At 69.4% G+C, this 21,455-nt stretch carries 20 protein-coding genes; 12 read left to right on the plus strand and 8 right to left on the minus strand.

The features are described 5' to 3' along the window. The first annotated feature begins 325 nt into the window (after positions 1 to 325). A complete protein-coding gene (locus BLQ75_RS09235; protein ID WP_092601023.1) occupies positions 326 to 520 on the plus strand; it encodes a DUF3046 domain-containing protein in 195 nt (64 codons plus the stop codon). 38 nt (positions 521 to 558) lie between these two features. Here the strand turns inward: BLQ75_RS09235 and BLQ75_RS09240 are convergent, their stop codons facing one another. Then, positions 559 to 1,290 (minus strand): DUF4383 domain-containing protein, encoded by a 732-nt coding sequence (locus tag BLQ75_RS09240; RefSeq protein ID WP_092600663.1) that lies wholly within the window; start codon positions 1,288 to 1,290, stop codon positions 559 to 561. 284 nt (positions 1,291 to 1,574) lie between these two features. On the opposite strand from BLQ75_RS09240, the gene recA reads away from it, so the two are divergent. The 4 genes from recA to BLQ75_RS09260 all read left to right on the plus strand — a co-directional run bounded on the left by recA (position 1,575) and on the right by BLQ75_RS09260 (position 5,247). Continuing rightward, on the plus strand, positions 1,575 to 2,654 hold the full coding sequence (gene recA / locus BLQ75_RS09245) for a recombinase RecA (RefSeq protein WP_092601025.1): 1,080 nt from the start codon (positions 1,575 to 1,577) through the stop codon (positions 2,652 to 2,654). A gap of 17 nt (positions 2,655 to 2,671) precedes the next feature. Next, positions 2,672 to 3,298, plus strand: coding sequence for a regulatory protein RecX (locus tag BLQ75_RS09250; RefSeq protein ID WP_092600665.1), 627 nt, complete (start codon positions 2,672 to 2,674; stop codon positions 3,296 to 3,298). Between the two features lie 118 nt (positions 3,299 to 3,416). Next, on the plus strand, positions 3,417 to 4,097 hold the full coding sequence (locus BLQ75_RS09255; RefSeq protein WP_244515360.1) for an HAD family hydrolase: 681 nt from the start codon (positions 3,417 to 3,419) through the stop codon (positions 4,095 to 4,097). A 91-nt stretch (positions 4,098 to 4,188) separates the two neighbouring features. Continuing rightward, positions 4,189 to 5,247, plus strand: a complete 1,059-nt coding sequence (locus BLQ75_RS09260) for an iron-siderophore ABC transporter substrate-binding protein (RefSeq protein WP_092600667.1) — start codon at positions 4,189 to 4,191, stop codon at positions 5,245 to 5,247. Positions 5,248 to 5,480: 233 nt separating this feature from the next. Here the strand turns inward: BLQ75_RS09260 and eda are convergent, their stop codons facing one another. After that, positions 5,481 to 6,104 carry a bifunctional 4-hydroxy-2-oxoglutarate aldolase/2-dehydro-3-deoxy-phosphogluconate aldolase gene (gene eda / locus BLQ75_RS09265; RefSeq protein ID WP_092600669.1) on the minus strand — a complete coding sequence of 208 codons (624 nt, stop codon included), beginning with the start codon at positions 6,102 to 6,104 and terminating at the stop codon, positions 5,481 to 5,483. Positions 6,105 to 6,133: 29 nt separating this feature from the next. Further along, positions 6,134 to 7,990 carry a phosphogluconate dehydratase gene (edd, locus tag BLQ75_RS09270; protein WP_092600671.1) on the minus strand — a complete coding sequence of 619 codons (1,857 nt, stop codon included), beginning with the start codon at positions 7,988 to 7,990 and terminating at the stop codon, positions 6,134 to 6,136. 194 nt (positions 7,991 to 8,184) lie between these two features. Between edd and BLQ75_RS09275 the strand changes: the two genes are divergently transcribed. After that, positions 8,185 to 8,838, plus strand: a complete 654-nt coding sequence (locus BLQ75_RS09275; protein WP_092600673.1) for a type 2 periplasmic-binding domain-containing protein — start codon at positions 8,185 to 8,187, stop codon at positions 8,836 to 8,838. A 110-nt stretch (positions 8,839 to 8,948) separates the two neighbouring features. On the opposite strand, the gene BLQ75_RS09280 is transcribed toward BLQ75_RS09275, so the two are convergent. The 4 genes from BLQ75_RS09280 to BLQ75_RS09295 form a co-directional block, all read right to left on the minus strand. Continuing rightward, positions 8,949 to 9,815: an amino acid ABC transporter permease gene (locus BLQ75_RS09280; RefSeq protein ID WP_092600675.1), complete on the minus strand. Its 867-nt coding sequence runs from the start codon at positions 9,813 to 9,815 to the stop codon at positions 8,949 to 8,951. Next, complete coding sequence (locus tag BLQ75_RS09285) at positions 9,812 to 10,462, minus strand: amino acid ABC transporter permease (protein WP_092600677.1); 651 nt, start codon at positions 10,460 to 10,462, stop codon at positions 9,812 to 9,814. The genes BLQ75_RS09280 and BLQ75_RS09285 overlap by 4 nt, the downstream gene beginning before the upstream one ends. Positions 10,463 to 10,528: 66 nt before the next feature. After that, complete coding sequence (locus BLQ75_RS09290; RefSeq protein ID WP_092600679.1) at positions 10,529 to 11,416, minus strand: glutamate ABC transporter substrate-binding protein; 888 nt, start codon at positions 11,414 to 11,416, stop codon at positions 10,529 to 10,531. Positions 11,417 to 11,473: 57 nt separating this feature from the next. Beyond that, the gene (locus BLQ75_RS09295; protein WP_170837421.1) at positions 11,474 to 12,202 is read right to left on the minus strand and encodes an amino acid ABC transporter ATP-binding protein; all 729 of its coding nucleotides are present in this window, start codon (positions 12,200 to 12,202) and stop codon (positions 11,474 to 11,476) included. Between the two features lie 570 nt (positions 12,203 to 12,772). On the opposite strand from BLQ75_RS09295, the gene miaB reads away from it, so the two are divergent. Both miaB and BLQ75_RS09305 read left to right on the plus strand, forming a co-directional pair. Beyond that, complete coding sequence (gene miaB, locus BLQ75_RS09300) at positions 12,773 to 14,257, plus strand: tRNA (N6-isopentenyl adenosine(37)-C2)-methylthiotransferase MiaB (RefSeq protein WP_092601029.1); 1,485 nt, start codon at positions 12,773 to 12,775, stop codon at positions 14,255 to 14,257. After that, complete coding sequence (locus tag BLQ75_RS09305; RefSeq protein WP_092601031.1) at positions 14,251 to 14,775, plus strand: Rv2732c family membrane protein; 525 nt, start codon at positions 14,251 to 14,253, stop codon at positions 14,773 to 14,775. The genes miaB and BLQ75_RS09305 overlap by 7 nt, the downstream gene beginning before the upstream one ends. A gap of 164 nt (positions 14,776 to 14,939) precedes the next feature. Here BLQ75_RS09305 and BLQ75_RS09310 read toward each other — a convergent pair whose 3' ends face one another. Beyond that, entirely contained in the window at positions 14,940 to 16,262 is a 1,323-nt protein-coding gene (locus BLQ75_RS09310) for a DUF349 domain-containing protein (protein ID WP_092600683.1), read from the minus strand. 523 nt (positions 16,263 to 16,785) lie between these two features. On the opposite strand from BLQ75_RS09310, the gene miaA reads away from it, so the two are divergent. The 4 genes from miaA to BLQ75_RS09330 all read left to right on the plus strand — a co-directional run bounded on the left by miaA (position 16,786) and on the right by BLQ75_RS09330 (position 21,387). Further along, a complete protein-coding gene (gene miaA, locus BLQ75_RS09315; protein ID WP_092600685.1) occupies positions 16,786 to 17,712 on the plus strand; it encodes a tRNA (adenosine(37)-N6)-dimethylallyltransferase MiaA in 927 nt (308 codons plus the stop codon). Positions 17,713 to 17,803: 91 nt separating this feature from the next. Next, the gene (gene dapF, locus BLQ75_RS09320; RefSeq protein WP_092600687.1) at positions 17,804 to 18,682 is read left to right on the plus strand and encodes a diaminopimelate epimerase; all 879 of its coding nucleotides are present in this window, start codon (positions 17,804 to 17,806) and stop codon (positions 18,680 to 18,682) included. 288 nt (positions 18,683 to 18,970) lie between these two features. Beyond that, complete coding sequence (gene hflX / locus BLQ75_RS09325) at positions 18,971 to 20,341, plus strand: GTPase HflX (protein WP_092601033.1); 1,371 nt, start codon at positions 18,971 to 18,973, stop codon at positions 20,339 to 20,341. After that, a complete protein-coding gene (locus BLQ75_RS09330; RefSeq protein WP_092600689.1) occupies positions 20,338 to 21,387 on the plus strand; it encodes a hypothetical protein in 1,050 nt (349 codons plus the stop codon). Before hflX ends, BLQ75_RS09330 begins: the two co-directional genes overlap by 4 nt. Positions 21,388 to 21,455 lie beyond the last annotated feature (68 nt).

Below are 21,455 nucleotides of genomic sequence, written 5' to 3' on the forward strand. Positions count from 1 at the left end.
CCGACACGTGCGCCGTTTCCGCTCCCACGGTGTCGGCCGTGCTCAACGCCCCCGCTGGTTCCAGAGCCTGCGCAGCAGCAGGATCACCACGATCAGCAGCATGGCAGCGAGGGCCACCTGCCCCCACACCGAGGACAGTCCGGTCAGTTCCGCCTGCGACATGGCACCAGCCTATCCCGCGGCCCCGCTCCGGGGCGCGTACCGCGAGCGGCGTCGCCGATCCCGGTACTGGGGTCTGATGCCGGGGCGTCGCTCCGCTCGCCCGTAGCGAGCCCCGCCCGGCCGAGGCGCGTTCGGGCGGCGCGGTGCACGTAGTCTGGTGTGGATGCGTTACACGGCTCTGCGGCAGCGAATGGCCGAGGAGTTCGGCGAGCTCCGCGCCGACACTCTGGCCAGGGACCACGTACTGGCGGGGCTGGGTGAGCGCACCGTCAATCAGGCCCTGGAAGCGGGCTGGGAGCCCAAGCGGGTCTGGGCGGTGTTGTGCGAGAGCTTCGAGGTGCCCGGGAACCGGCGCTGAAACCCCGCCCCGCGTCCGGCGGAGGGGACGGCCGGCCCTCAGCCGCCGGTGTCGGGCTCCCGGGAGCCGGAGGGGCGTGATTCTGAGGTCTCCCGCTCGCCTCGCAGCGCCCGCTGGATGTGGGCGTAGTGCTCATAGGCGCGCTGTCGCTCCGCTCGGGCCAGTCGCAGGGCCTCGGCGCGGACGAGCTGTTCCTGCTCGGGGGTGGCGTGACCTTCTCCCAACGCCACCTCGGCCTCGGCCAGGGGCCTCAGCTCCTCGGCCCGCTCCTGTTCGGCCGTGCGCTGCTCGGGAACCTCTCCCTCCGGTGGTTCGCGGTGCCGGTAGCGCACGAACGGGTTGTCCTCGGGAAGGCCGCCGCTGACCCTGCCGTACAGCCCGACGAACAGCAGCAGCATGCCCGCCACCAGACTGAACACCACGTTCTGCATCTCGAACGCCAGCAGGTTCCACCGCGTTTCGAGCACTGCGAGGTTGGCCAGGCCGGAGAGCAGGAACAGCGCTCCGATGGTGGCGGTGGTGGTGGAGGCCAGCGGGCCGCCGATGGCGGCGGCGGCGATCAGCACGGCACCCACCACGATCGAGATCAGCGACAGCAGTCCGTTCGTGGACAGCCCCAGGATCTGCTGACCGCTGGTGGAGAAGAACCCGAGGTTGTTGGTGAAACCGAGTATGCCGAAGGCGATCAGCGCGCCTCCGAAGGCGGCGGCGCCGCCACGGTAGACCTTGCTCAGCCAGTGTGTCGGCGGCAGGTAACGATCGATCCGCATTCGGCCACCTCCCGAGGCCCGCCGTGGCGGGCCGTAGTGGTCGTCTCCCCGGCGGTGGGAGGCCGGCGGGACAGGTTCAGTCTCCTCCCGGCGGGGGCAGATCGCACCCGGTGGGAAGCCGGTACGGCGGAGTGTCGTGGAGCTGTCGAACACCAGTTCGGTTAGAATGGGTCCACAGCGGGGCAGGTTGTCCACGGATCCGCCGACCCGAGGTCGGATTGTCGGCCCTGACCCGTAGCGTCGGCCCCGAGACCACGACATTCGACCCGACCGAGGTGGACCCGATGGCAGCAGCATCCGACAAGGGCAGCGACAAGAGCAACGACAAGAGCAAGGCTCTCGAACTGGCCATCGCCCAGATCGACAAGCAGTTCGGCAAGGGGTCGGTGATGCGGCTGGGCGAGGACACCCGTCCGGCGGTGGAGGCGATTCCCACCGGCTCGATCGCACTGGACGTCGCGCTCGGCATCGGCGGACTGCCGCGTGGGCGCGTCGTCGAGATCTACGGCCCCGAGAGCAGCGGTAAGACCTCGGTGGCCCTGCACGCGGTGGCCAACGCCCAGCGGGCGGGCGGCACGGCGGCGTTCATCGACGCCGAGCACGCCCTGGATCCCGAGTACGCCAAGGCGATCGGTGTGGACACCGACTCGCTGCTGGTCTCCCAACCCGACACGGGTGAGCAGGCGCTGGAGATCGCGGACATGCTGATCCGCTCCGGTGCGCTGGACCTGATCGCCATCGACTCGGTCGCCGCGCTGGTGCCCAAGGCCGAGATCGAGGGCGAGATGGGCGACAGCCACGTGGGGTTGCAGGCGCGGCTGATGAGCCAGGCACTGCGCAAGTTGACCTCGGCGCTCTACAGTTCGCAGACCACCGCCGTGTTCATCAACCAGCTCCGCGAGAAGGTCGGCGTGATGTTCGGCTCCCCGGAGACGACCACCGGCGGCAAGGCGCTGAAGTTCTACGCCTCGGTGCGACTGGACGTGCGGCGCATCGAAACGCTCAAGGACGGCTCCGACGCGGTCGGCAACCGCACCAGGGTGAAGGTGGTCAAGAACAAGGTCAGCCCACCGTTCAAGCAGGCCGAGTTCGACATCATCTACGGTCACGGCATCAGCCGCGAGGGCTCGCTGATCGACATGGGGGTCGAGCACGGCTTCGTGCGCAAGTCCGGTGCCTGGTACACCTACGAGGGGGATCAGCTCGGCCAGGGCAAGGAGAACGCCCGCAAGTTCCTGCGGGACAATCCTGACGTGGCCAACGAGATCGAAAAGCGGATCAAGGAGAAGATGGGGATCGGTTCGGAGGCGGGCGCCGACACCGCCGAGCAGCAGCAGAGCGAGCCGGCCCCCGTCGAGTTCTGATCGGGTCGGTGGCTGTCGTGGCTGACACCGAATCCGGGGCGGGCAGCGTTCGGCCCCTTCCCGGAGAAGCGTCGGGACCGGTCGCAGGGGAGGTTTCCGGGGACGTTCCGGACGGGGCCCCCGAGAGCCCGGCGGAGGAGCGGACCGCGCGCGATACCGTCTACCGGCTGCTCGCTACCAGGGCACGCAGTCGTGCGGAGCTGTTGCGTGCCCTGCGGCGAAAGGGAGTGGCGACCGATACGGCCGAGACCGTGCTCGACAGGTTCGCGGCGGCCGGACTGGTCGACGACGCCGCCTTCGCGGCGGAGTGGGTGCGTGGTCGTCATCGACAGCGGGGACTGGGACGCGGCGCGCTCCGCGAGGAACTGCGCGACAAGGGAATCGACGAGGACACGGCAGCCGAGGCGCTGGAGTCGGTGGACACCGACGCGGAGGTGGAACGGGCCCGGGAACTGGTGCGTCGCAGGGCGCGCGGGATGACCGCCGTCGATGCGCGGACCAGGACACGGCGGCTGCTGGGGCTGCTCGCGCGCAAGGGGTACGGCCGGGCGCTGGCCTTTCGCGTGGTTCGGGAGGAACTGGAGTCCACCGGGGTGCAAGCTTCCGCGCCGGACGAGGAGCTGTGGTTCGAACCCGATGACTGAGCCGTTCCCGTGCGGCGTCGGTTGCCGCGCGGAACGGTCGGTCGGTGTCGGCCGTCCGGCGAGCGGGGGTTTCCGGTGCGGCCCCCGTGGAGGCGAGCAGCGACGATAGGATCCGCCGGTGAGCGGATCTGGTGAACTGCCGCCGACGCGGCACATCGTGTGGGACTGGAACGGCACGCTGCTCGCCGACAACGAGGCCGTGGTGGCCTCGGTCAACGCCGTTTGCGCCGCCTACGGGGTCGAGCCGGTCGATCTCGCCGGCTGGCGCGCGGTGTTCGGCAGGCCACTGCGCGGGGCCTACGAGCGGGTGCTCGGACGCGAGCTCGATCAGCGGGACTGGCGGGCCATCGACCGCATCTACCACGACACCTACCGGCGGTCGCTGCACACCTGCGAACTGGCGGCCGACGCGCCGCACGCCCTGCGGGAGTGGCGGGAACGGGGCGGCAGTCAGTCACTGCTTTCCATGTTTTTCCACGACGAGCTGGTGCCGCTGGTCGAACGGTTCGGGTTGGGCCCGGTATTCGGGCGGATCGACGGGTTGCGCGACTCCGACGTCGGCGGTTCTAAGGCGGCCTTCCTCGGCGCGCACCTGCGCTCGCTGGAGCTGGAGCCGGCGGAGACGGCCGTCATCGGCGACGTCGTCGACGACGCGCACGCGGCCGAGGAGGTCGGGGCGCGCTGCGTGCTGGTCGCCACCGGTGTCATGTCCCGCGAGGCCCTGGAGAACACGGGCAGTCCGGTCGCGGACTCGTTGCGTGAGGCGGTGACGCGACTCACCGCGGCGGTGGTGCTGTGATCCCGCCCGCAAGGGGTGGGGCGCCCTTGAACCGGGCATTTCGATTTGTTTAGGCTAACCTAAACATCGACTCCGGTAGTTGGGGTGTGCAATGCCACGCGACAAGTTCGGTCCCGCCCGTTCCGAGATCAGCCGCAGAGGTCTGCTCGGCGGTGCCGGGGTGTTACTGCTCACGGCCTGTGCTCCCGGGAAGGGGAGCGGCGGGTCCGGTTCGGGTTCCGGTTCCGGCTCGGGTGCCTTTCCGGTCCGCATCGAGCACAAGCACGGCACCACCGAGATTCCCGAGCGCCCCGAGCGCGTCGTCACGGTGGGGCTGACCGATCAGGACACCGTTCTCGCGCTCGGCACCGCCCCGGTAGCCACCCGCGAGTGGTTCGGTGGGAAGGACGGCGCGCTGTGGCCGTGGGCCAGGGAGAAGCTGGGCGACCGCGAGATGCCCGAGGTGCTGGCGCGCCAGGAACTGGAGTTCGAGCGGATCGCGGCCCTGGAACCGGACGTGATCATCGGGGTCAACTCCGGGCTGAAGAAGCAGGAGTACGACAAGCTCTCCAAAATCGCGCCCACGGTCGCCCAGCCAGCCGAGTTCGCCGATTACGGCGTGCCCTGGCAGGACATGACCAGAATCATCGGCAAGGCCCTCGGGAGTAGTGAGAAAGCCGAGCAGCTCGTCACCGACATCGAGGGCAGGTTCGCCGAGGCCCGCTCGCGGCATCCGGAGTTCGACGGTGCCACCGGCCTGTTGGCGACCTCCATCAGTGGACAGGCGTGGGTCTACGCGGAAGGACCGGCGCCGCGACTGCTGCGCTCGCTCGGGTTCCAGCTCCCCTCCGCCACCGAGCGACTGTTCTCCGGCGAGAACCGGGAACCGCAGCAGCTCAGCAAGGAGCGCCTGGGGCTGCTCGAAGCCGATGTCCTATTGCTGGGGGTCTACGGCGCTCCCGAGGACAGCATCGCCCGCAAGCAGGTCTACCAGCAGCTCGACGTCGCCAAGCAGGGACGCGACATCAGGATGCCGCGCCAGACCGCGCTCAACGGAGCGGTGTCCTTCTCCAGCCCGCTCAGCCTGCCCACAGCGCTCGACGGCCTGGTTCCCCGGCTGGCGGCCGCGATCGACGGTGATCCGAGCACCGAGGTCCGACCGGTGAAGTGACTCCGGGCCGCTCGGGTTCGGAACGGACCCAGCCGGTGCGTGGGGCGGTGAGGCACCCGCCCACGTACCGGCGTACGTTTCGCGAGGACGTACGTTTCGCGAGGAATCGCCGCGCACGGGGTCGCACCGCCGCACCGGGTGGCGTCGATTTCGCGAGAGATCGCCGCCACCCCGAGGTGCCGCGGGGCGGGCGCGGGGAGAACCGAGTCGACGGAGCCCTCCCGGCCTCTCGGTCAGCCCAGCGAAACCGCCTGCCGAGCCAGGGCCTCGACGTGGCCCCAGTCACCCTTGCCGAGCGCTTCCTTCGGGGCGAGCCAGGAACCACCGACGCAGCGCACATTGGGCAGTGCCAGGTAGCGCCCGGCGTTGTCCGGGGTGATCCCCCCGGTGGGGCAGAAGGTCAGGTCCGGCAGTGGACTGCTCAGCGCCTTGAGGTAGGGCACCCCACCCGCCGGTTCGGCGGGGAAGAACTTCAGCGCCCGCATGCCGCGCTCGGCCAACCGGAGTGCCTCGGAGACGGTGCTGACCCCGGGCAGTGCGGGCAGGCCCGTCTCGGCCACCTCGTCGAGCAGGCGGTCGGTGCTGCCCGGCGTCACCAGATACTCCGCTCCGGCCCGGGCCGCCTCCTTGGCCTGCCCCGGCTGGGTGATCGTCCCGGCCCCCACCGTGACGCCCTCGACCTCACCGGTGATCCGCTCGATCGCCTCCAGGGCGGCCGGGGTGCGGAGGGTGACCTCGATGGTGTGAATGCCGCCACGCTGCAGCGCTTGGGTGAGCGGAACGGCGTGGGCGGCGTCGTCGAGCACGACGACGGGGATGATCGGGCTGATCTCGAGGATGTCGGTTGCGGCTCGCATCGTGGAATCCGTTCGGTTCTGCTGGTGGCTCAGGCGGAGACTTCGTCGTGGGAGCGCTGCTGCTCCGGCGTCGGGAAGACGCTGGCCCCCTGGTCGGCTCGGCCGACCGCCTGCCGGAAGGTGGCGAACAGCTCGCGCCCCGTGCCGAACTGGTGCAGCGCGGCGGGTGTGGCGGGTTCCCTCGCGGCGAGCTCGTCGTCGGGAACCAGCACTTCAAGCGTGCCCTGCTCGCCGTCCACCCGGAGCACATCACCGTCGCGGACCTTCGCCAACGCGCCACCGGCACTGGCCTCCGGTGTCACCTGGATCGCGGAGGGGATCTTGCCGGACGCGCCGGACATGCGCCCGTCGGTGACCAGCGCGACCTGGTAACCACGGTCCTGCAGCACACCGAGGCCGGGGCTGAGTCCGTGCAGTTCGGGCATCCCGTTCGCCTGGGGCCCTTGGTTGCGCACCACCACGACGACGTCGCGGTTGAGCTCGTCGGCCTGGAACGCCGCCTTGAACCGCTCCTGGTCGTCGAACACCCGTGCCTGGGCGGTCACGGAGCGGTGCTGCTGCTTGACGGCCGAGACCTTCATGACCGAGCGCCCCAGGTTGCCCTCCAGCACCCGCAGGCCGCCCTCGGAGTCGAAGGGGTCGGAGACGCCCCGCAGCACGCTGGTGTCCAGGCTGCGGCCCGGTCCTTCCCGCCAGACCAGCTCACCGTCCTCGAGGAAGGGCTGCTGCCGGTAGCGCTCCAGCCCGTCCCCGGCGACGGTTCGCACGTCCGGGTGCACGAGTCCGGCATCGAGCAGCTCGGCGACCAGGGTCTGTACCCCGCCCGCCGCGGTGAAGTGGTTGATGTCGGCCGAGCCGTTCGGGTAGACGCTGCCGAGCAGCGGCACCACCGCGGAAAGGTCGGAGAAGTCGTCCCAGGTCAGCTGAATACCGGCCGCCGAGGCCACCGCGGGCAGGTGCATCGTGTGGTTGGTCGATCCCCCGGTGGCCAGCAGCGCCACGACGCCGTTGACGATGGCGCGCTCGTCGATGATCTCTCCGATCGAGGGAGCCTCCTCGGACTTCGCGGCCCGGACGGCGTTCCTGGCGGCCTCCTCGGTGAGTGCCCTGCGCAGCGGTGTTCCCGGCGGCACGAAGGTGGATCCCGGCAGGTGCAGCCCCATCATCTCCACGACGAGCTGGTTGGAGTTCGCCGTGCCGTAGAACGTGCAGGTGCCGGGGGAGTGGTAGGAGGCGGACTCGGCCTCCAGCAACTCCTCGCGGGTGGCCTTGCCCTCCGCGAACAGCTGCCTGATCCGGCTCTTCTCACCGTTGGGGAGACCGGAGGGCATGGGGCCGGCGGGGACCAGGGTGATCGGCAGGTGCCCGAAGGTCAGCCCGCCGATCAGCAGGCCGGGCACGATCTTGTCGCAGATGCCCAGCAGCAGCGCGGAGTCGAACATCTCGTGCGAGAGCGCCACGCCGGTGGCCATCGCGATGACGTCGCGGGAGAACATGGACAGTTCCATGCCGTCGCGCCCCTGGGTGATGCCGTCGCACATGGCGGGGACCCCGCCGGCGAACTGCGCGACACCGCCCTCGCCTCGGGCGGCTTCCTTGATCCACTCGGGGAACTCCGCGTAGGGCTTGTGCGCGGAGAGCATGTCGTTGTAGGCGGACACGATGGCCACGCCCGGACGGACGAGGCCCTTCACGGCCTCCCGGTCGGTGCCGCTGATGGCGGCGAAGCCGTGGGCGAGGTTGCTGCAGGCCATGTTGGCCCTGGCCGGTTCGGTGTGTTTGGCGGCGCGAATCCGCTCCAGGTAGTCGCGGCGCGAGGCGGAGCTGCGCTCGGCGATACGGTCGGTTACTTCGCGGACAACGGGGTGCACGTCTGTCGGTGTCACTCATCGCCTCCCGGTGCGTACGGGGGTGCGGTACGGGCGGGCGACGACACTGGCGCCTCGATTGGTCTGAACCGGTTGCGGACCCTATCCCGTGTCAACCACGTCTCACAACCGATCCAGTCGAACCCGAGCCTACCGCAACACCTCGTGGGCCAGGTGGACACCGCCGGGCGAACAGGACGAGGATTACGAGCATGTGGCTGCGAGTGGTCCCCCGCACGGTGCTCGGAGTGATCTCCGTGCTGCTGTTCTCCGCCTGCGCGACCACCGGAGACGAGCGGGGGGCCGCCCAGCTTCCCCCGCTGGAGCGGGACACGGGCTCCGCGCCTCCGGTTACTTCCTCAGTCGTTCCCACCGGAGGGGTGGAGCTGCCCGGATCGCCGACCGTGTCCCGGATCCGCTCCCGTGGGGAGCTGCTGGTCGGCGTCCCCAACGACGCCTCCGACTTCGTGCGGCGGGCAGAGGGGGAGTACCGCGGTTTCGACACGCGGATCGCCAGCATCCTCGCGGCGGGGCTGGACCTGGATCCCGAGTCCGGGGTCGCCTTCCGTCTGCTACCTTCCTCGTTGCGTACCGGGGCTCTCGACCGGGGCGGCGTGGACGTCCTGCTCGGCGGGTTCCGGACGACGGCGGAGGGCGTGACCGTGGTGGCTCCCTACGTCGTCACCGGACCCGCCGAGCGGCCGGTCGAACGTCGGGTCGGGATCGCCGAGGGCGACGAGAAGTTCCGCGACAGGCTCCGCGCGATCCTCGCCGACGCCGTCGACGACGGGCGGTGGGAGGAAGCGGCGGAGGAGACGCTGCGGGACAGGCGTCCCCGCGCTCGTGCTCCCGAGATCCCCCGCTGATCCCCACGCTCGCCGAGCCGGGCGCCCGGCTCGGATCGCTTGTCGGTTGGACCGGCCCCGGGGAGGAGGTCGGGTCCGCTCCCGCGTACCGTCGCCTCCCCGCGGCGTGTTCAGTCCCCGGTGGCCGCGGCGCTCTCCGGTTCCTCCGTCGCGGCGGACCTGCGGCCCCGGCTCAGCCTGCGCTCGGTGTAGACCGCGAGCTTGCTCAGCGTGTAGTTGATGACGATGAAGATCAACGCGATGAACAGGTAGAGCTGGATGGGGTTGCCGAGGTTCTCGATGGCGGTCTCGCCGCGCTGCACGAACTCCGGGTAGCTGATCGTGAAGCCGAGCGAGGTGTCCTTGAGCACGACCACCAGCTGACTGATCAGGGCGGGAAGCATGGCCCGGAACGCCTGCGGCAGCAGCACGCTGACCATGACCTGCCCCCGGCGCATGCCCACCGCGTAGGCCGCCTCGCTCTGCCCCTTGGGCAACGAGTCGATCCCCGCGCGCACGATCTCGGCGATGATCACGCAGTTGTAGGCGGTCAGCCCGATGACCAGCGACCACATCACCGGCAGGTCGAGTCCCACGACCGGCAGCGCCTGGTAGGCGAAGAAGATCAGCACCACCACCGGGGTGCCGCGCAGCAGTTCGATCACCCCGACCACGGCCCAGCGGTACCAGGCCGCGGCCGTAACCCTGGTCAGCGCGAGGATCGTGCCGATGACCAGGGAGAACAGGATGGACCAACCGGCGGCCAGCAGGGTGTTGACCAGTCCCCGCCCCAGCAGCGTCCACAGTGGGGCGAAGTTCTCGTTGCCCGGGTCGATCAGCGGGCCCCACTTGTCGTAGGTGAATTCGCCCGCCCGCGCGAGCCGGTAGATCACCCACGCGAACGCGGCGAGCAGCACCAGGCCGGTCACGGCACTCGCGTAACGGGCACGGAGTTTGGCGCGTGGTCCGGGCGCCTCGTAGAGCACCGACTCGCTCATCGCGCGATCGCCACCTTCCGTTCCACGTAGCTCAGCAGCAGGCCGGCGGGGATGGTGATGATCAGGTAGCCCAGTGCCACGCCCACCAGCACGGGGATGATCGCCTCACCCTGGGCGGAGGACTGCCGGATTCCCACCGCGTAGAGATCACCGCCGATTCCGAAGGCGCCCGCGATCGCGGAGTTCTTGATCATCGCGATCATCACGCTGCCCAGCGGGGGGATGATGCTGCGCACCGCCTGCGGCAGGATCACCAACCGCAGGGTCTGCCCGAAACCGAGCCCCACGGACCGGGCCGCCTCGGCCTGGCCGGGTGACACGGCGTTGATGCCGCTGCGGATCGCCTCGCAGACGAACGCCGAGGTGTACAGCGCGAGCCCGATGGTGCCGAACACGAAGTACGAGGCGTTCACACCGAGAGCGGGGATGCCGAACGCCATGAAGAACAGCACCACGGCCAGCGGGCAGTTCCGGAACACCGTCACCCAGGCGGTGCCGAACGCGCGTAGCGGGGTGAGCGGAGCGACGCGGCACCCCGCGATGAACGTTCCCACCACCAGGGTGAGCAGACCCGCGTAGAGGCAGATCCGCAGCGTCGTGCCCAGCCCCCGCAGGTAGAGATGGTAGTTGTCGATAAGGACTTGCACGGTTAACTCCAGCAAGCTGAAAAGGGGCACCGGGATCGCCGGTGCCCCTGTACAGGCGGGTACGGCTCAGCTGCAGGACCGCAGCTCGGGCAGTTCCGGTGTCTTCTCCGACACCTTGCCCGCGGTGGAGTTCCAGGCCTCCTGGTAGGTGCCGTTCTCGGCGGCGGTCCGCAGGCTTTCGTTGATGAACCGGCAGAAGTCGGTGTCGCCCTTGGCGATCCCGACGCCGTAGGGCTCCTCGCTGAAAGTCTCGCCGACCACCTTGAACTTGTTCTCGTTCTCGCTGACCAGGCCCATCAGGATCGAGTTGTCCGTGGTCACCGCCTGCGCCTGGCCGTTGCGCAGCGCGTCGGCGCACTTGGAGTAGGTGTCGAACAGCACCAGCCGGGAGTTGTCGATGTACTCGCGAATCCGTTCGGAGGGCGTGGATCCCCGCGCCGAGCACACCTTGGCGTCGCTGTCGCGCAGCGACTCCGGGCCGGTGATCGAGTCGTTGCTCCGCTTGACCATCAGATCCTGGCCGGCCTCGTAGTACGGTCCGGCGAAGGTGACCCGTTCGGCACGCTTGTCGTTGATCGTGTAAGTGGCCACGACCATGTCGACCTTGCCCTGTTCGAGATAGAGCTCGCGGTTCTTGCTCGGGGTTTCCTTCCAGTTGATCTTGTCGGCCGGGATGCCGAGCTTGCCCGCGATGATCTCGCCGATGGCGACGTCGAAGCCCTGCATCTCGCCGTTGAGGTTCTCCAGCCCGAACAGCGGCTGGTCCTTCTTGGTCCCGATGGTGATCTCGCCGGATTCGGCGTACTCGGCCATCGTGGTGCCGTCCTCGAACGAGGGGTTGTCGGCGACCGGGGCGGAGAAGCCCTCCTCGTCGGCCGAACCGCCTCCGCAGGCACTGAGCAGCAGGCCCACCGACGCCGCGATGGCCGCGGCGGTCAGCTTGCCGTTACGCATGGATGTCCCTTCCAGTGGTGATCGTGGAACCGATCGAGATCCGTGGGCCGAGAGGTTCTAGTGGGTGAGGATCTTGCCCAGGAAGTCCTTGGCGCGCTCCGACTCGGGGGAATCGAAGAACGTGTCGGGGGCGGCGTCCTCGACGACCTCGCCGTCGGCCATGAACAGCACCCGGTGGGCGGCACGGCGGGCGAAACCCATCTCGTGACTGACCACGAGCATCGTCATGCCCTCCTCGGCCAGCCCCGCCATCACTTCGAGCACCTCGTTGACCATCTCGGGGTCCAGCGCCGAGGTGGGCTCGTCGAACAGCATCACCTTGGGGCGCATGGCCAGTGCCCGTGCGATCGCGGCGCGTTGCTGCTGCCCGCCGGAGAGCTGTGCGGGGTACTTCTCGGCCTGGTCGGCGATGCCCACCCGGCGCAGCAGTCGCATGCCCTCCTCGCGGGCCTCGTCCTTGCCGAGCTTGCGGACCTTGATCGGCCCCAGCGTGACGTTGTCGATGATGCTCTTGTGCGCGAACAGGTTGAACTGCTGGAACACCATTCCGACGTCGGCCCGCAACTCGGCCAGCGCGCGGCCCTCCTCGGGAAGCGGTACTCCGTCGACCGAGATCGCTCCCGAGTCGATCGTTTCCAGCCGGTTGATCACTCGGCAGAGGGTGGACTTGCCGGAGCCGGAGGGGCCGAGAACCACCACGACCTGTCCCCGGGGGATATCCAGGTTGATGTCCTTGAGTACGTGCAGTGACCCGAAGTACTTGTCGACCGCGGATACCCGGATCATCGGCGTATCCGTGGAAACTTCGGACATTCGATCTCCAGACCGGTCGGAAACGGCGAACACGATGAAGGCAACCTAAGGTGCGTGAGTCGCTGAGTCCAGGACCGAGCCACCAACGGAGGTTGCGACTCGATTACGTTCCCCGTTTCCGGCGCGTCACGCGGAATGTCGAGCGCGGCGGCGGCCCGGTTGTTCACGCGGGGTGTTCCCCAGTCGCTCGCCCGGGGTGGCCGGCCGGTTACGGACGAGACCCGTGGCCGCGCTCGCCGGGCCCGACCGGGTTCCGAAGCGGAAGCGTCGTCGATCAGGCGTGTGGCGTGCCGACGCGGCACCGCCGTCCTCGTCACCGGCGTCGTTTCCGGCCTTCGAGTTCGTCCGCCTGCGGCCTCGACCACCGGGCGCCGCGTGTGCTCCACCGGGTTTCTCCCCAGCCCGGGTGCGTGGCCGCGAACATCCTCCGATCCGGTGACCTGGAGCTGTTCCCCACCCGGGGGCGGGTTGCCGGGGCGAGTTCCATACCACGGATGACTGCTTTCTACCAGGGGATATGGTGGGAACGTGACGGACAAGCGGGTGCCTCAGTCATTCGAAGTGCGCACGTACGGCTGCCAGATGAACGTGCACGACTCCGAACGACTCTCCGGAGTGCTGGAAGAAGCCGGCTACGTGCGTGAGGAGGGTGAGAACACGGCCGACCTGGTGGTGTTCAACACCTGTGCGGTGCGGGAGAACGCCGACAACCGGCTCTACGGCAATCTCGGACGGCTGCGGGCGGACAAGCAGCGCAACCCCGGTATGCAGATCGCCGTCGGAGGGTGCCTGGCACAGAAGGACCGCGGCGAGATAGTCCGGCGGGCCCCCTGGGTGGACGTCGTGTTCGGCACGCACAACCTGGGGTCGCTGCCGACGCTGCTCGAACGCGCCAGGCACAACCAGGAAGCCGAAGTCGAGATCCTGGAATCGCTGGACAAGTTCCCCTCCACCCTGCCCGCCCGCCGCGAGTCGGCCTACTCGGGTTGGGTCTCGGTCTCGGTGGGCTGCAACAACACCTGCACTTTCTGCATCGTGCCCTCGCTGCGCGGCAAGGAGAAGGACCGTCGCCCCGGTGACGTGCTGGCCGAGGTGGGCGCGCTGGCCTCCGAGGGTGTTCTCGAGGTGACCCTGCTCGGGCAGAACGTCAACGCCTACGGGGTCGAGTTCGGCGATCGCTACGCCTTCGGCAAGCTGCTGCGTTCCTGCGGCGAGGTCGAGGGCCTGGAGCGGGTGCGCTTCACCTCGCCGCACCCCCGGGACTTCACCGACGACGTGATCGAGGCGATGGCCGAGACCCCCAACGTGTGTCCTCAGCTGCACATGCCGCTGCAGTCGGGGTCCGATCGCGTGCTCAAGGCGATGCGGCGCTCCTACCGCGCAGAGCGCTTCCTCGACATCGTGCGCAAGGTGCGGGAGGCCATGCCGCACGCGGCGATCACCACCGACATCATCGTCGGTTTCCCGGGCGAGACCGAGGAGGACTTCGAGGCGACGCTCGACGTGGTGCGCAGGGCGCGGTTCGCCAGCGCCTTCACCTTCCAGTACTCCAAGCGGCAGGGCACCCCCGCCGCCGAGATGGAGGGACAGCTGCCCAAGGAGGTGGTGCAGCAGCGCTACGACCGCCTGATCCAGCTGCAGAACGAGATCTCGCTGGAGGCCAACCAGGAGTTGGTGGGAAGCGAGGTCGAACTACTGGTCGCCGAGGGCGAGGGTCGCAAGAACGCGCACACCGAGCGCTGGTCCGGACGTGCCAGGGACGGCAGGCTGGTGCACTTCACCCCGACCGGGGAGCTCGACGGTGAACTCCGTCCGGGTGATCTCGTGCACACCACGATCAGCCGCGCCGCACCGCACCACCTGCTGGCGGACGAGGGGATTCACCGACACCGCCGCACCGTCGCCGGTGACCACTGGGAGAGCGGCCAGCGCCCCAAGACCTCGGGGGTCAGCCTCGGGCTGCCCTCCTTCGGTGCCCCGAACGCGGAGACCGCCGAGAGCACGGCCGGGCAGGGGTGCGGATGTTGAGCGAGAATTCCGGTGGACAGCAACCGCGTCCGGACGGAGACGAGGAAGTGGACCAGGTCAGTCAGCAGCGGTTCCGTGCCGAGTTGTCCCGTGCCGAGCGGGATATCGCTCGCAGGATCGATCCCGGTGCTCGCGCGATGGTCATCACCGGCGTCATGTTGGTTCTGGTGCTGACCGCCGTGCTGCCGTGGGTCGGCGGTGCCCAGGGGTGGCAGATCGTGGCGGGCCAGGCGGACCCCGCGTTGGAGGTCGGGCTGCTGCCCCGGTTGTTCTCCGTCAACGCCACCGTGGCGGGAATCCTGCTGGGGGCACTGGCGCTGGCCACCCGCCGCTGGTCGATCGCCTGGGTGGCGGCCATGTTCTGCGGAGTGGTCACGGTGGAAGGGGTCATCGCCATCTGGTCCCGCCAGACCGTTCCGGCCGGACAGGAGGGGCCCTCGTTCGGGCTGGTGATCGCGGTGATCGCGATGGGTGTGCTGGCCACGCAGTGGCTGCGAATCGTGTGGTCCCGTCCCTAGGGGCGTCGACCGTGTTTCTCCGGGACTCTCCTCGAAAACTTTCCGCCGACCCTTCAGGCGGGTTCCGGCGTCGAGCGGGTGAGTCGGCACGGAACCGGCGTCGTCGCCTCCCGTTCCGGTAAGCGCGACGCGCCGGTTCCTCCTGCCGAGCGTTCACCGGGCGCTCAGCGATCGGCGAGGGCGTTCTCCGCGGCGGTGAGCCACTCCTGCCACTGCTGGGCCTGCCGTTCGGCCTCCTTGGCACGCTTCTCGTTACCGGCCGAGCGTGCCTTGGCGGCCTGCTGCTCGTACTGCTCCACCCGTTCGCGGAACTGCTCGACCCGGGCCTGGGCCTCCGGGTCGGTGCGGCGCCACTCGGTCTGGGCGGCCGAGCGGACCCGGTCGTTGACCGCCCGCAGCCTGCCTTCGAGTTCGCGGATGCGTTCCCGCGGCACCTTGCCGATCTCGTCCCAGCGCTGTTGGATGCGCTGCAACTGCGCCTGGGCGGCGCCCAGGTCGGCGGACGGATCGATCCGCTCCGCCTCGGACAGCAGCTCCTCCTTGCGTTTGGCGTTCTCGGCGAACTCGGCGTCGCGCTCGGCGAACGCTTCGGAACGACGGGAGAAGAACCTGTCCTGCGCGGAACGGAAACGCTTCCAGAGCGCCTCGTCGCTGTCCTTGGGAGCGCGCCCGACCGACTTCCACTCGCTCATCAGCTGCTTGTAGCGGTCAGCCGTGGGGCCCCAGTCGGTTGACTCGGTCAGCGATTCGGCCTCGTCGACCAGTTCCTGCTTGCGTTCCTTGGCCGCGTTGCGCTGCCGGTCCAGCTCCGCGAAGTGCGACCCTCGACGCCGGTTGAAAGCGTCCCGGGCCTTGGTGAACCTCTTCCAGAGCTGTTCGTCGGTCTTGCGATCGACGCCCCGGACGCCCTTCCACTCCTCGAAGATGGCGCGCAGCCTGTCCCCGGCGGCCTTCCAGTTGGTGGCCTCGGCGCCGATCTGCTCGGCCTCCTCGACCAGCGCCTCCTTGCGGGCCACCGCCTCGGCACGCGCCTTCTCGCGCTCAGCCTTGGCGCGTTCGACGGCCTCCTCGGCACGCTGGACTATGTGTTCCAGCCGAGCCGCCAGCGAGTCGACGTCGCCGACCACGGAGGCCCCCGGGAGGCCGTCGCGCAGGTGCTTGGCGTTGGACAACGTCTGCTTGGGATCACCCGAGCCCGAGGAGAGCCGTGTCTCCAGCAGCTCGGCCTCGGTGCGGAGATCGTCGAACCTTCGTGCGAAATGGGCCAGCCCTTCGTCGGCGTCTCCCGCCTGCCACGATCCGACGAACCGTTCTCCCTCGGAGGTTCGTACGTAAACCTCACCCTCGGAGTCGACCCGGCCCCAGCGCGCCGGATCGCCGGAAGCGATCGGTACCGCGGGCGCGGCGCCACGTCCCGAACCACTCGTCGTCGAGTCCGCGGCCGCCGACGCGTCGGCGGTGTTCGGCGTCGTGTCCTGGTCTGTCATGGCCGGCTTCCTCCTTCTGCCCGCTCAGGTGCTCGTGTCGAACACGAGCGCCCCGCCGTAGGACGGGGCCCGGCACCCCGGCGGCACGTTGTCGGGTGTGCCGCCGTCGGCGCATTCAAACAGCTCGGGCGCGTGTCGACCAGTCCGAGGCAGCCGACGCCGTCAATCAGCGAAGCCGGTACGACCGGTGGGTCCGATCGAGGACCGGCTCCGGGGACGGCGGAGCCGGCTCTGGTCCGAACGAGTGGCCGAAGCGCCCGGTGACAACTTTCGTTGTGAGTGTGTCCCCACCACGATATTGGACGACACCACCCCGTTGGCGGTAGGAAGGCTTTTTCGTGACTACCGCGTGTCGGCGCGTGGACGGCGGGGCGGCTCGCGGGAGTTCATTCGGTCGGGTCGAGCGAACCGGTGGGCCCGTGTCCCCCGGTGGGGCTCGTGAAGTCCCCGGCCCGCGGTGGCCGTACCGGCCCGGGGCGACCACCCGCCGGACCGTGCCGCGCGGAGTGCCTAAGCTGGAGGAATGCCCGCCACGACGCCACGCCCGGTGGCCGTTCTCGGTCCCACCGCCACGGGCAAGTCCGAACTGGCGCTGCGACTGGCCGAACTCCTGGACGGCGAGGTGGTCAACGCCGACGCCATGCAGCTCTACCGGGGTATGGACATCGGCACCGCCAAGCTCCCACCGCAGGCCCGGCACGGCGTTCCGCACCACCAGCTGGATGTTCTCGACGTCACCGAAACGGCCTCGGTGGCCGCCTACCAGCGGCACGCCAGGGCCGACGTCGAACGGCTGCTGGAATCCGGAACCACACCGATCCTGGTAGGGGGCTCCGGACTGTACGTGCAGGCAGTGCTGGACGAGCTGAACTTCCCGGGTACGGACCCCTCGGTGCGGCAGCGCTGGCAGCGGCGGCTGGACCGGATCGGCACCGAGGCGCTGCACCGCGAGCTCGCCGAGCTCGACCCGCCCGCGGCGGAGTCCATCCCACCCTCGAACGGCAGGAGGGTGGTCCGGGCCATGGAGGTGATCGAGCTCACCGGCCGCCGCTTCTCGGCCAACCTGCCCGCGCCCGGGCCGCCCCGCTACGACACCCTGCTGGTGGGGTTGGACCGCCCCGTCGGCGAACTCGACGCCAGGGTCAACACGCGAGCCGCCGAGATGTTCGACGAGGGGCTGGTGGACGAGGTCCGTGGGCTGGAACGTCTCGGGCTGCGTCGTGGGCGTACCGCGTCCAGGGCGCTCGGCTACCAGCAGGTGCTGGCCGAGCTCGACGAGGCCGGGGACATGACCGCGGCGGCGGCCGAGACCGCGCGGGCCACGCGGCGTTTCGTGCGCAGGCAGCGCTCCTGGTTCCGCAGGGACGGGCGTATTCACTGGTTCGACGCGAATCGGGCCGATCTCGTGGCCGAGATCTCCCGGCTGCGGCGTCACGTCGATCCGTGGTGAGCGGGTCGTGCGGGGCCGTCCCCTCCGCCCGGGTGTCCGGAACACCCGGTGTGAACCGGATCGGGAGGTTCGGGGCGGATAGACTGGAGCGGTGCAGTCTTACGCGGGACCGGAATTTCTCAAGGGGCACGGCACCGAGAACGACTTCGTGGTGCTGCCAGACCCCCGGGGTGAACTCGAGCTGACGACGGCACGGGTGCGCGCGCTGTGCGACCGGCGGAGCGGGCTGGGCGCCGACGGTGTGCTGCGCGTCGTACCGGGTGGTCTGCTCGGCGAGGAACTGCCCGCCGACGTCCCCGCCGACGCCTGGTTCATGGACTACCGCAACGCCGACGGTTCCGTGGCCGAGATGTGCGGTAACGGGGTGCGTGTCTTCGCCCGCTACCTGCTTCAGTCGGGGTTGGTGTCGACCGGAACCGTTCCGGTGGGCACGCGTGCCGGGCTGCGCAGCGTCGTCGCCGGGGAGGACGGCCGCGTGACCGTGGACATGGGGGCGGCTACCGTGCTCGGGCACTCCAGCCTCGGCATCGCCGGTTACGCCATGTCAGCGCTGGCCGTGGACCTCGGCAATCCCCACCTGGTCTGCGTCACCACCGGAGTCGCCGAACTCGACCTGTCCGTACGGCCCGGCTACGACCCCGAGCTGTTCCCGGCGGGCGTGAACATCGAACTCGTGGAACCGCTCGACGAGCGGCAGGTGCGGATGCGGGTTTACGAGCGCGGTATCGGTGAGACGCGTTCGTGCGGGACCGGCACCGTCGCCGCCACCGTGGCAGCGCTGCGCGCGGCCGGAGCGGAGAACGGGGTCCGGCTGGTGCACGTGCCGGGTGGAACGGTGGAAGTCGAAGTCACGCCCGAGACCACCACGCTGACCGGGCCCGCCGAGCTCGTCGCCCGCGGCCGGCTCGACGCCGGGTGGTGGGGGAATGTCGAAGAGCCCGCGTTGGTTACTTCGGGTGCGATCCAGTGAAAAGCACTGGGCGCTCGTGTAACAATACATGGTGGCAAGGCCGAGCCGGCATCCCGGGGCGGTGGTGGCCACGGCGTGGCCGGGCCCACTCGTACGGGTATTACTTCCGGATCGGCCGGGCCGTAGCCGGATACCCACGAGTGACTGAGTCAGGATTACTTGAGAAGCCTATACAACACCGAGGAGAGCCCCGCCGTGACCGAGTGGAACACCGGCACGGACGGCGCTGACGTACGGACGACGGGCGAAGACCTGAGCTTCGACTCCCGGGAACCCTCCGTCGGGGAGATGGAGCGGGCCGAACGCGCTTCGCTGCGTCGTGTCTCCGGTCTTTCCACCGAACTGTCCGACATCACCGAGGTCGAGTACCGACGGCTGCGACTCGAACGGGTCGTGCTGGTCGGAGTCTGGACCGAGGGCACCTCCGCCCAGGCCGAGGCATCCCTGGCCGAGCTCGGCAGGCTGGCCGAGACCGCGGGGTCGGAGGTGTTGGACGGGGTCGTCCAGCGTAGGGATCGCCCCGACCCCGCGACCTACGTGGGCTCGGGCAAGGTACGCGAACTGCGCGACATCGCGCTCGCGGCCGGGGCCGACACCGTCATCTGCGACGGTGAGCTCGCACCGGGTCAGCTCAGGCAGCTGGAGGAGAAACTCAAGATCAAGGTTGTGGACCGCACGGCTCTGATCCTGGACATCTTCGCCCAGCACGCCAGTTCCAAGGAGGGCAAGGCCCAGGTGGAGCTGGCCCAGCTGCAGTACTACCTGCCGCGGCTGCGCGGTTGGGGTGACAAGATGTCCCGGCAGGCCGGTGGTCGCGCCGGTGGCGGTAACGGTGGTGTGGGTACCCGCGGTCCGGGTGAGACCAAGATGGAGACGGACCGTCGTCGTATCCACAAGCGCATCAGCAAGCTCCGTAAGGAGCTCGCCTCGATGAGCACGATCCGGGAGACCAAGCGCTCGCGCCGTGTGGCCAACGCGGTGCCGGGCGTGACCATCGCCGGTTACACCAACGCGGGCAAGTCCAGCCTGCTCAACGCCCTCACGGGCAACGGGCTGCTGGTGGAGGACTCGCTGTTCGCGACTCTGGACCCGGCCACCCGCAGCGCCCGCACCCCGGACGGCAGGCCCTACACCCTCAGCGACACGGTCGGTTTCGTGCGGCACCTGCCGCACCAGCTGGTCGAGGCCTTCCGCTCCACGTTGGAGGAGGTGACCAGGGCGGATCTGCTGCTGCACGTGGTGGACGGCACGGACCCCGCCCCACAGGAACAGGTGAGCGCGGTACGTGAGGTCGTTTCCGAGATCAGTGCCGAGCAGGGAGGTTCGGTCCCGCCGGAGCTGGTCGTGGTGAACAAGGCCGACGCCCTGGACAACACCAAGCTGGTGGAGCTGCGCAGGCTCCTGCCGGAGGCGATCTTCGTCTCGGCGCGTTCCGGAGAGGGGATCGAGGAGCTCAAGAGGGCCCTCGCCGACTGGTTGCCCAAGCCGGACGTCTACGTGGACGCGTTGGTGCCCTACACCAGGGGAGAGCTCGTCTCCCGGGTTCACACCGAGGGAGAACTCGTGGAGCGGGAGCACACCGCGGAGGGGACGAGGCTGCGCGCCAAGGTTCGGACGGATCTGGCGAACGCGCTCGAACCGTTCGTGACCACGGGGTGAGCGGTTCCCGGTTCCGACGCGTCACCGTGGTGCTGTTGCTGGCCGCCTGCCCAGCCCTGAGCGGTTGGCAAGCCGTCGGGCAGGCGGGAACCGCCGAACCTCGGGTCCGGTGCACGCCCCGGGACGAACGGCTCGCCGAGCTGTCGGGGCTGGCGGCGGGCCCGCGGCACTGGTTCGCGGTCGGGGACGGCGGCAGCGCGGTGCGTGTCTACGAGCTCGATCCGGGGGACTGCTCGGTCGTCGGCGTGCGCTCCGCCGATGTCGATCCCTACGACGTCGAGGACCTCGCACGGCGGGCGGACGGCACGCTCTGGCTCGCGGACACCGGTGACAACAGCTCCCGCAGGGACACCGTGGCGGTGCACGTGCTGGAGCCCTCCGGGGCGGTCGAACTCCACCGGTTGAAGTACCCCGACGGTCCTCGGGACGCCGAGGCCCTGTTGTTGGGGCGGGACGGTGTGCCTCACATCGTGACCAAGCACCCGTGGGGTGAGGCGGGAATATACCGACCGGTGGCCGCGCTGGACGGCCGGGGACCGGTCGAGCTCGAACGGGTGGGCACGCTGTCGCTGGAGCCCACCGACACGCCGGGCGGGCCGTTGCCTGCCTCGTTCGGCTCGGTGGTGGTCACGGGTGGTGCCGTGTCGTCCCGCCACGACGTGGTGGCGGTACGTACCTATACCGACGCATACCTGTACCCGGCCCCGGACGGTGACGTGGTGGAGGCATTGCGCCGTGATCCGGTGCGTGTCCCGCTGCCGAACGAGCCGCAAGGGGAGGCCATCGCGTTCGAACCGGACGGTGACATGTTGACCGCGAGCGAGAAGCTGGCGCCGGTGCGAGCCGTCGAGAACGCGGTGAGCTCAGTGGCGGCCAGAGCGGAGGACACCGTCATCACCACGAGTTCAGCGGACCGGCCGGTCTCGTCATCCGAGCGGTGGTTCCCGCCCACCCGGCGTGTGCTGCTGGGGCTCGGTGGGGTGGCCGTGGTGACGTCGCTTCTCCTGCTCGGGGGAGTACGCCGTCGCGCCCGCAGGCGGCGATGAGCCTCGCGTGATCCCGCCGTTGGCGAGCGTCTGAAACTGATCATTCCAGTGCTGGAGTGCCCGCTGTC

The sequence above is a fragment of the Actinopolyspora xinjiangensis genome, from assembly GCF_900104475.1.
Lineage (GTDB): Bacteria > Actinomycetota > Actinomycetes > Mycobacteriales > Pseudonocardiaceae > Actinopolyspora > Actinopolyspora xinjiangensis.

What these genes read in the sequence shown, in the direction of transcription:
- BLQ75_RS09235 (WP_092601023.1), top strand. Translation starts at nt 326, where the DNA reads ATGCGTTACACGGCTCTGCGGCAGCGAATGGCCGAGGAGTTCGGCGAG.
- BLQ75_RS09240 (WP_092600663.1), bottom strand. Translation starts at nt 1,290, where the DNA reads ATGCGGATCGATCGTTACCTGCCGCCGACACACTGGCTGAGCAAGGTC.
- recA (WP_092601025.1), top strand. Translation starts at nt 1,575, where the DNA reads ATGGCAGCAGCATCCGACAAGGGCAGCGACAAGAGCAACGACAAGAGC.
- BLQ75_RS09260 (WP_092600667.1), top strand. Translation starts at nt 4,189, where the DNA reads ATGCCACGCGACAAGTTCGGTCCCGCCCGTTCCGAGATCAGCCGCAGA.
- eda (WP_092600669.1), bottom strand. Translation starts at nt 6,104, where the DNA reads ATGCGAGCCGCAACCGACATCCTCGAGATCAGCCCGATCATCCCCGTC.
- BLQ75_RS09275 (WP_092600673.1), top strand. Translation starts at nt 8,185, where the DNA reads ATGTGGCTGCGAGTGGTCCCCCGCACGGTGCTCGGAGTGATCTCCGTG.
- BLQ75_RS09280 (WP_092600675.1), bottom strand. Translation starts at nt 9,815, where the DNA reads ATGAGCGAGTCGGTGCTCTACGAGGCGCCCGGACCACGCGCCAAACTC.
- BLQ75_RS09290 (WP_092600679.1), bottom strand. Translation starts at nt 11,416, where the DNA reads ATGCGTAACGGCAAGCTGACCGCCGCGGCCATCGCGGCGTCGGTGGGC.
- BLQ75_RS09295 (WP_170837421.1), bottom strand. Translation starts at nt 12,202, where the DNA reads ATGATCCGGGTATCCGCGGTCGACAAGTACTTCGGGTCACTGCACGTA.
- BLQ75_RS09305 (WP_092601031.1), top strand. Translation starts at nt 14,251, where the DNA reads ATGTTGAGCGAGAATTCCGGTGGACAGCAACCGCGTCCGGACGGAGAC.
- BLQ75_RS09310 (WP_092600683.1), bottom strand. Translation starts at nt 16,262, where the DNA reads ATGACAGACCAGGACACGACGCCGAACACCGCCGACGCGTCGGCGGCC.
- miaA (WP_092600685.1), top strand. Translation starts at nt 16,786, where the DNA reads ATGCCCGCCACGACGCCACGCCCGGTGGCCGTTCTCGGTCCCACCGCC.
- hflX (WP_092601033.1), top strand. Translation starts at nt 18,971, where the DNA reads ATGGAGCGGGCCGAACGCGCTTCGCTGCGTCGTGTCTCCGGTCTTTCC.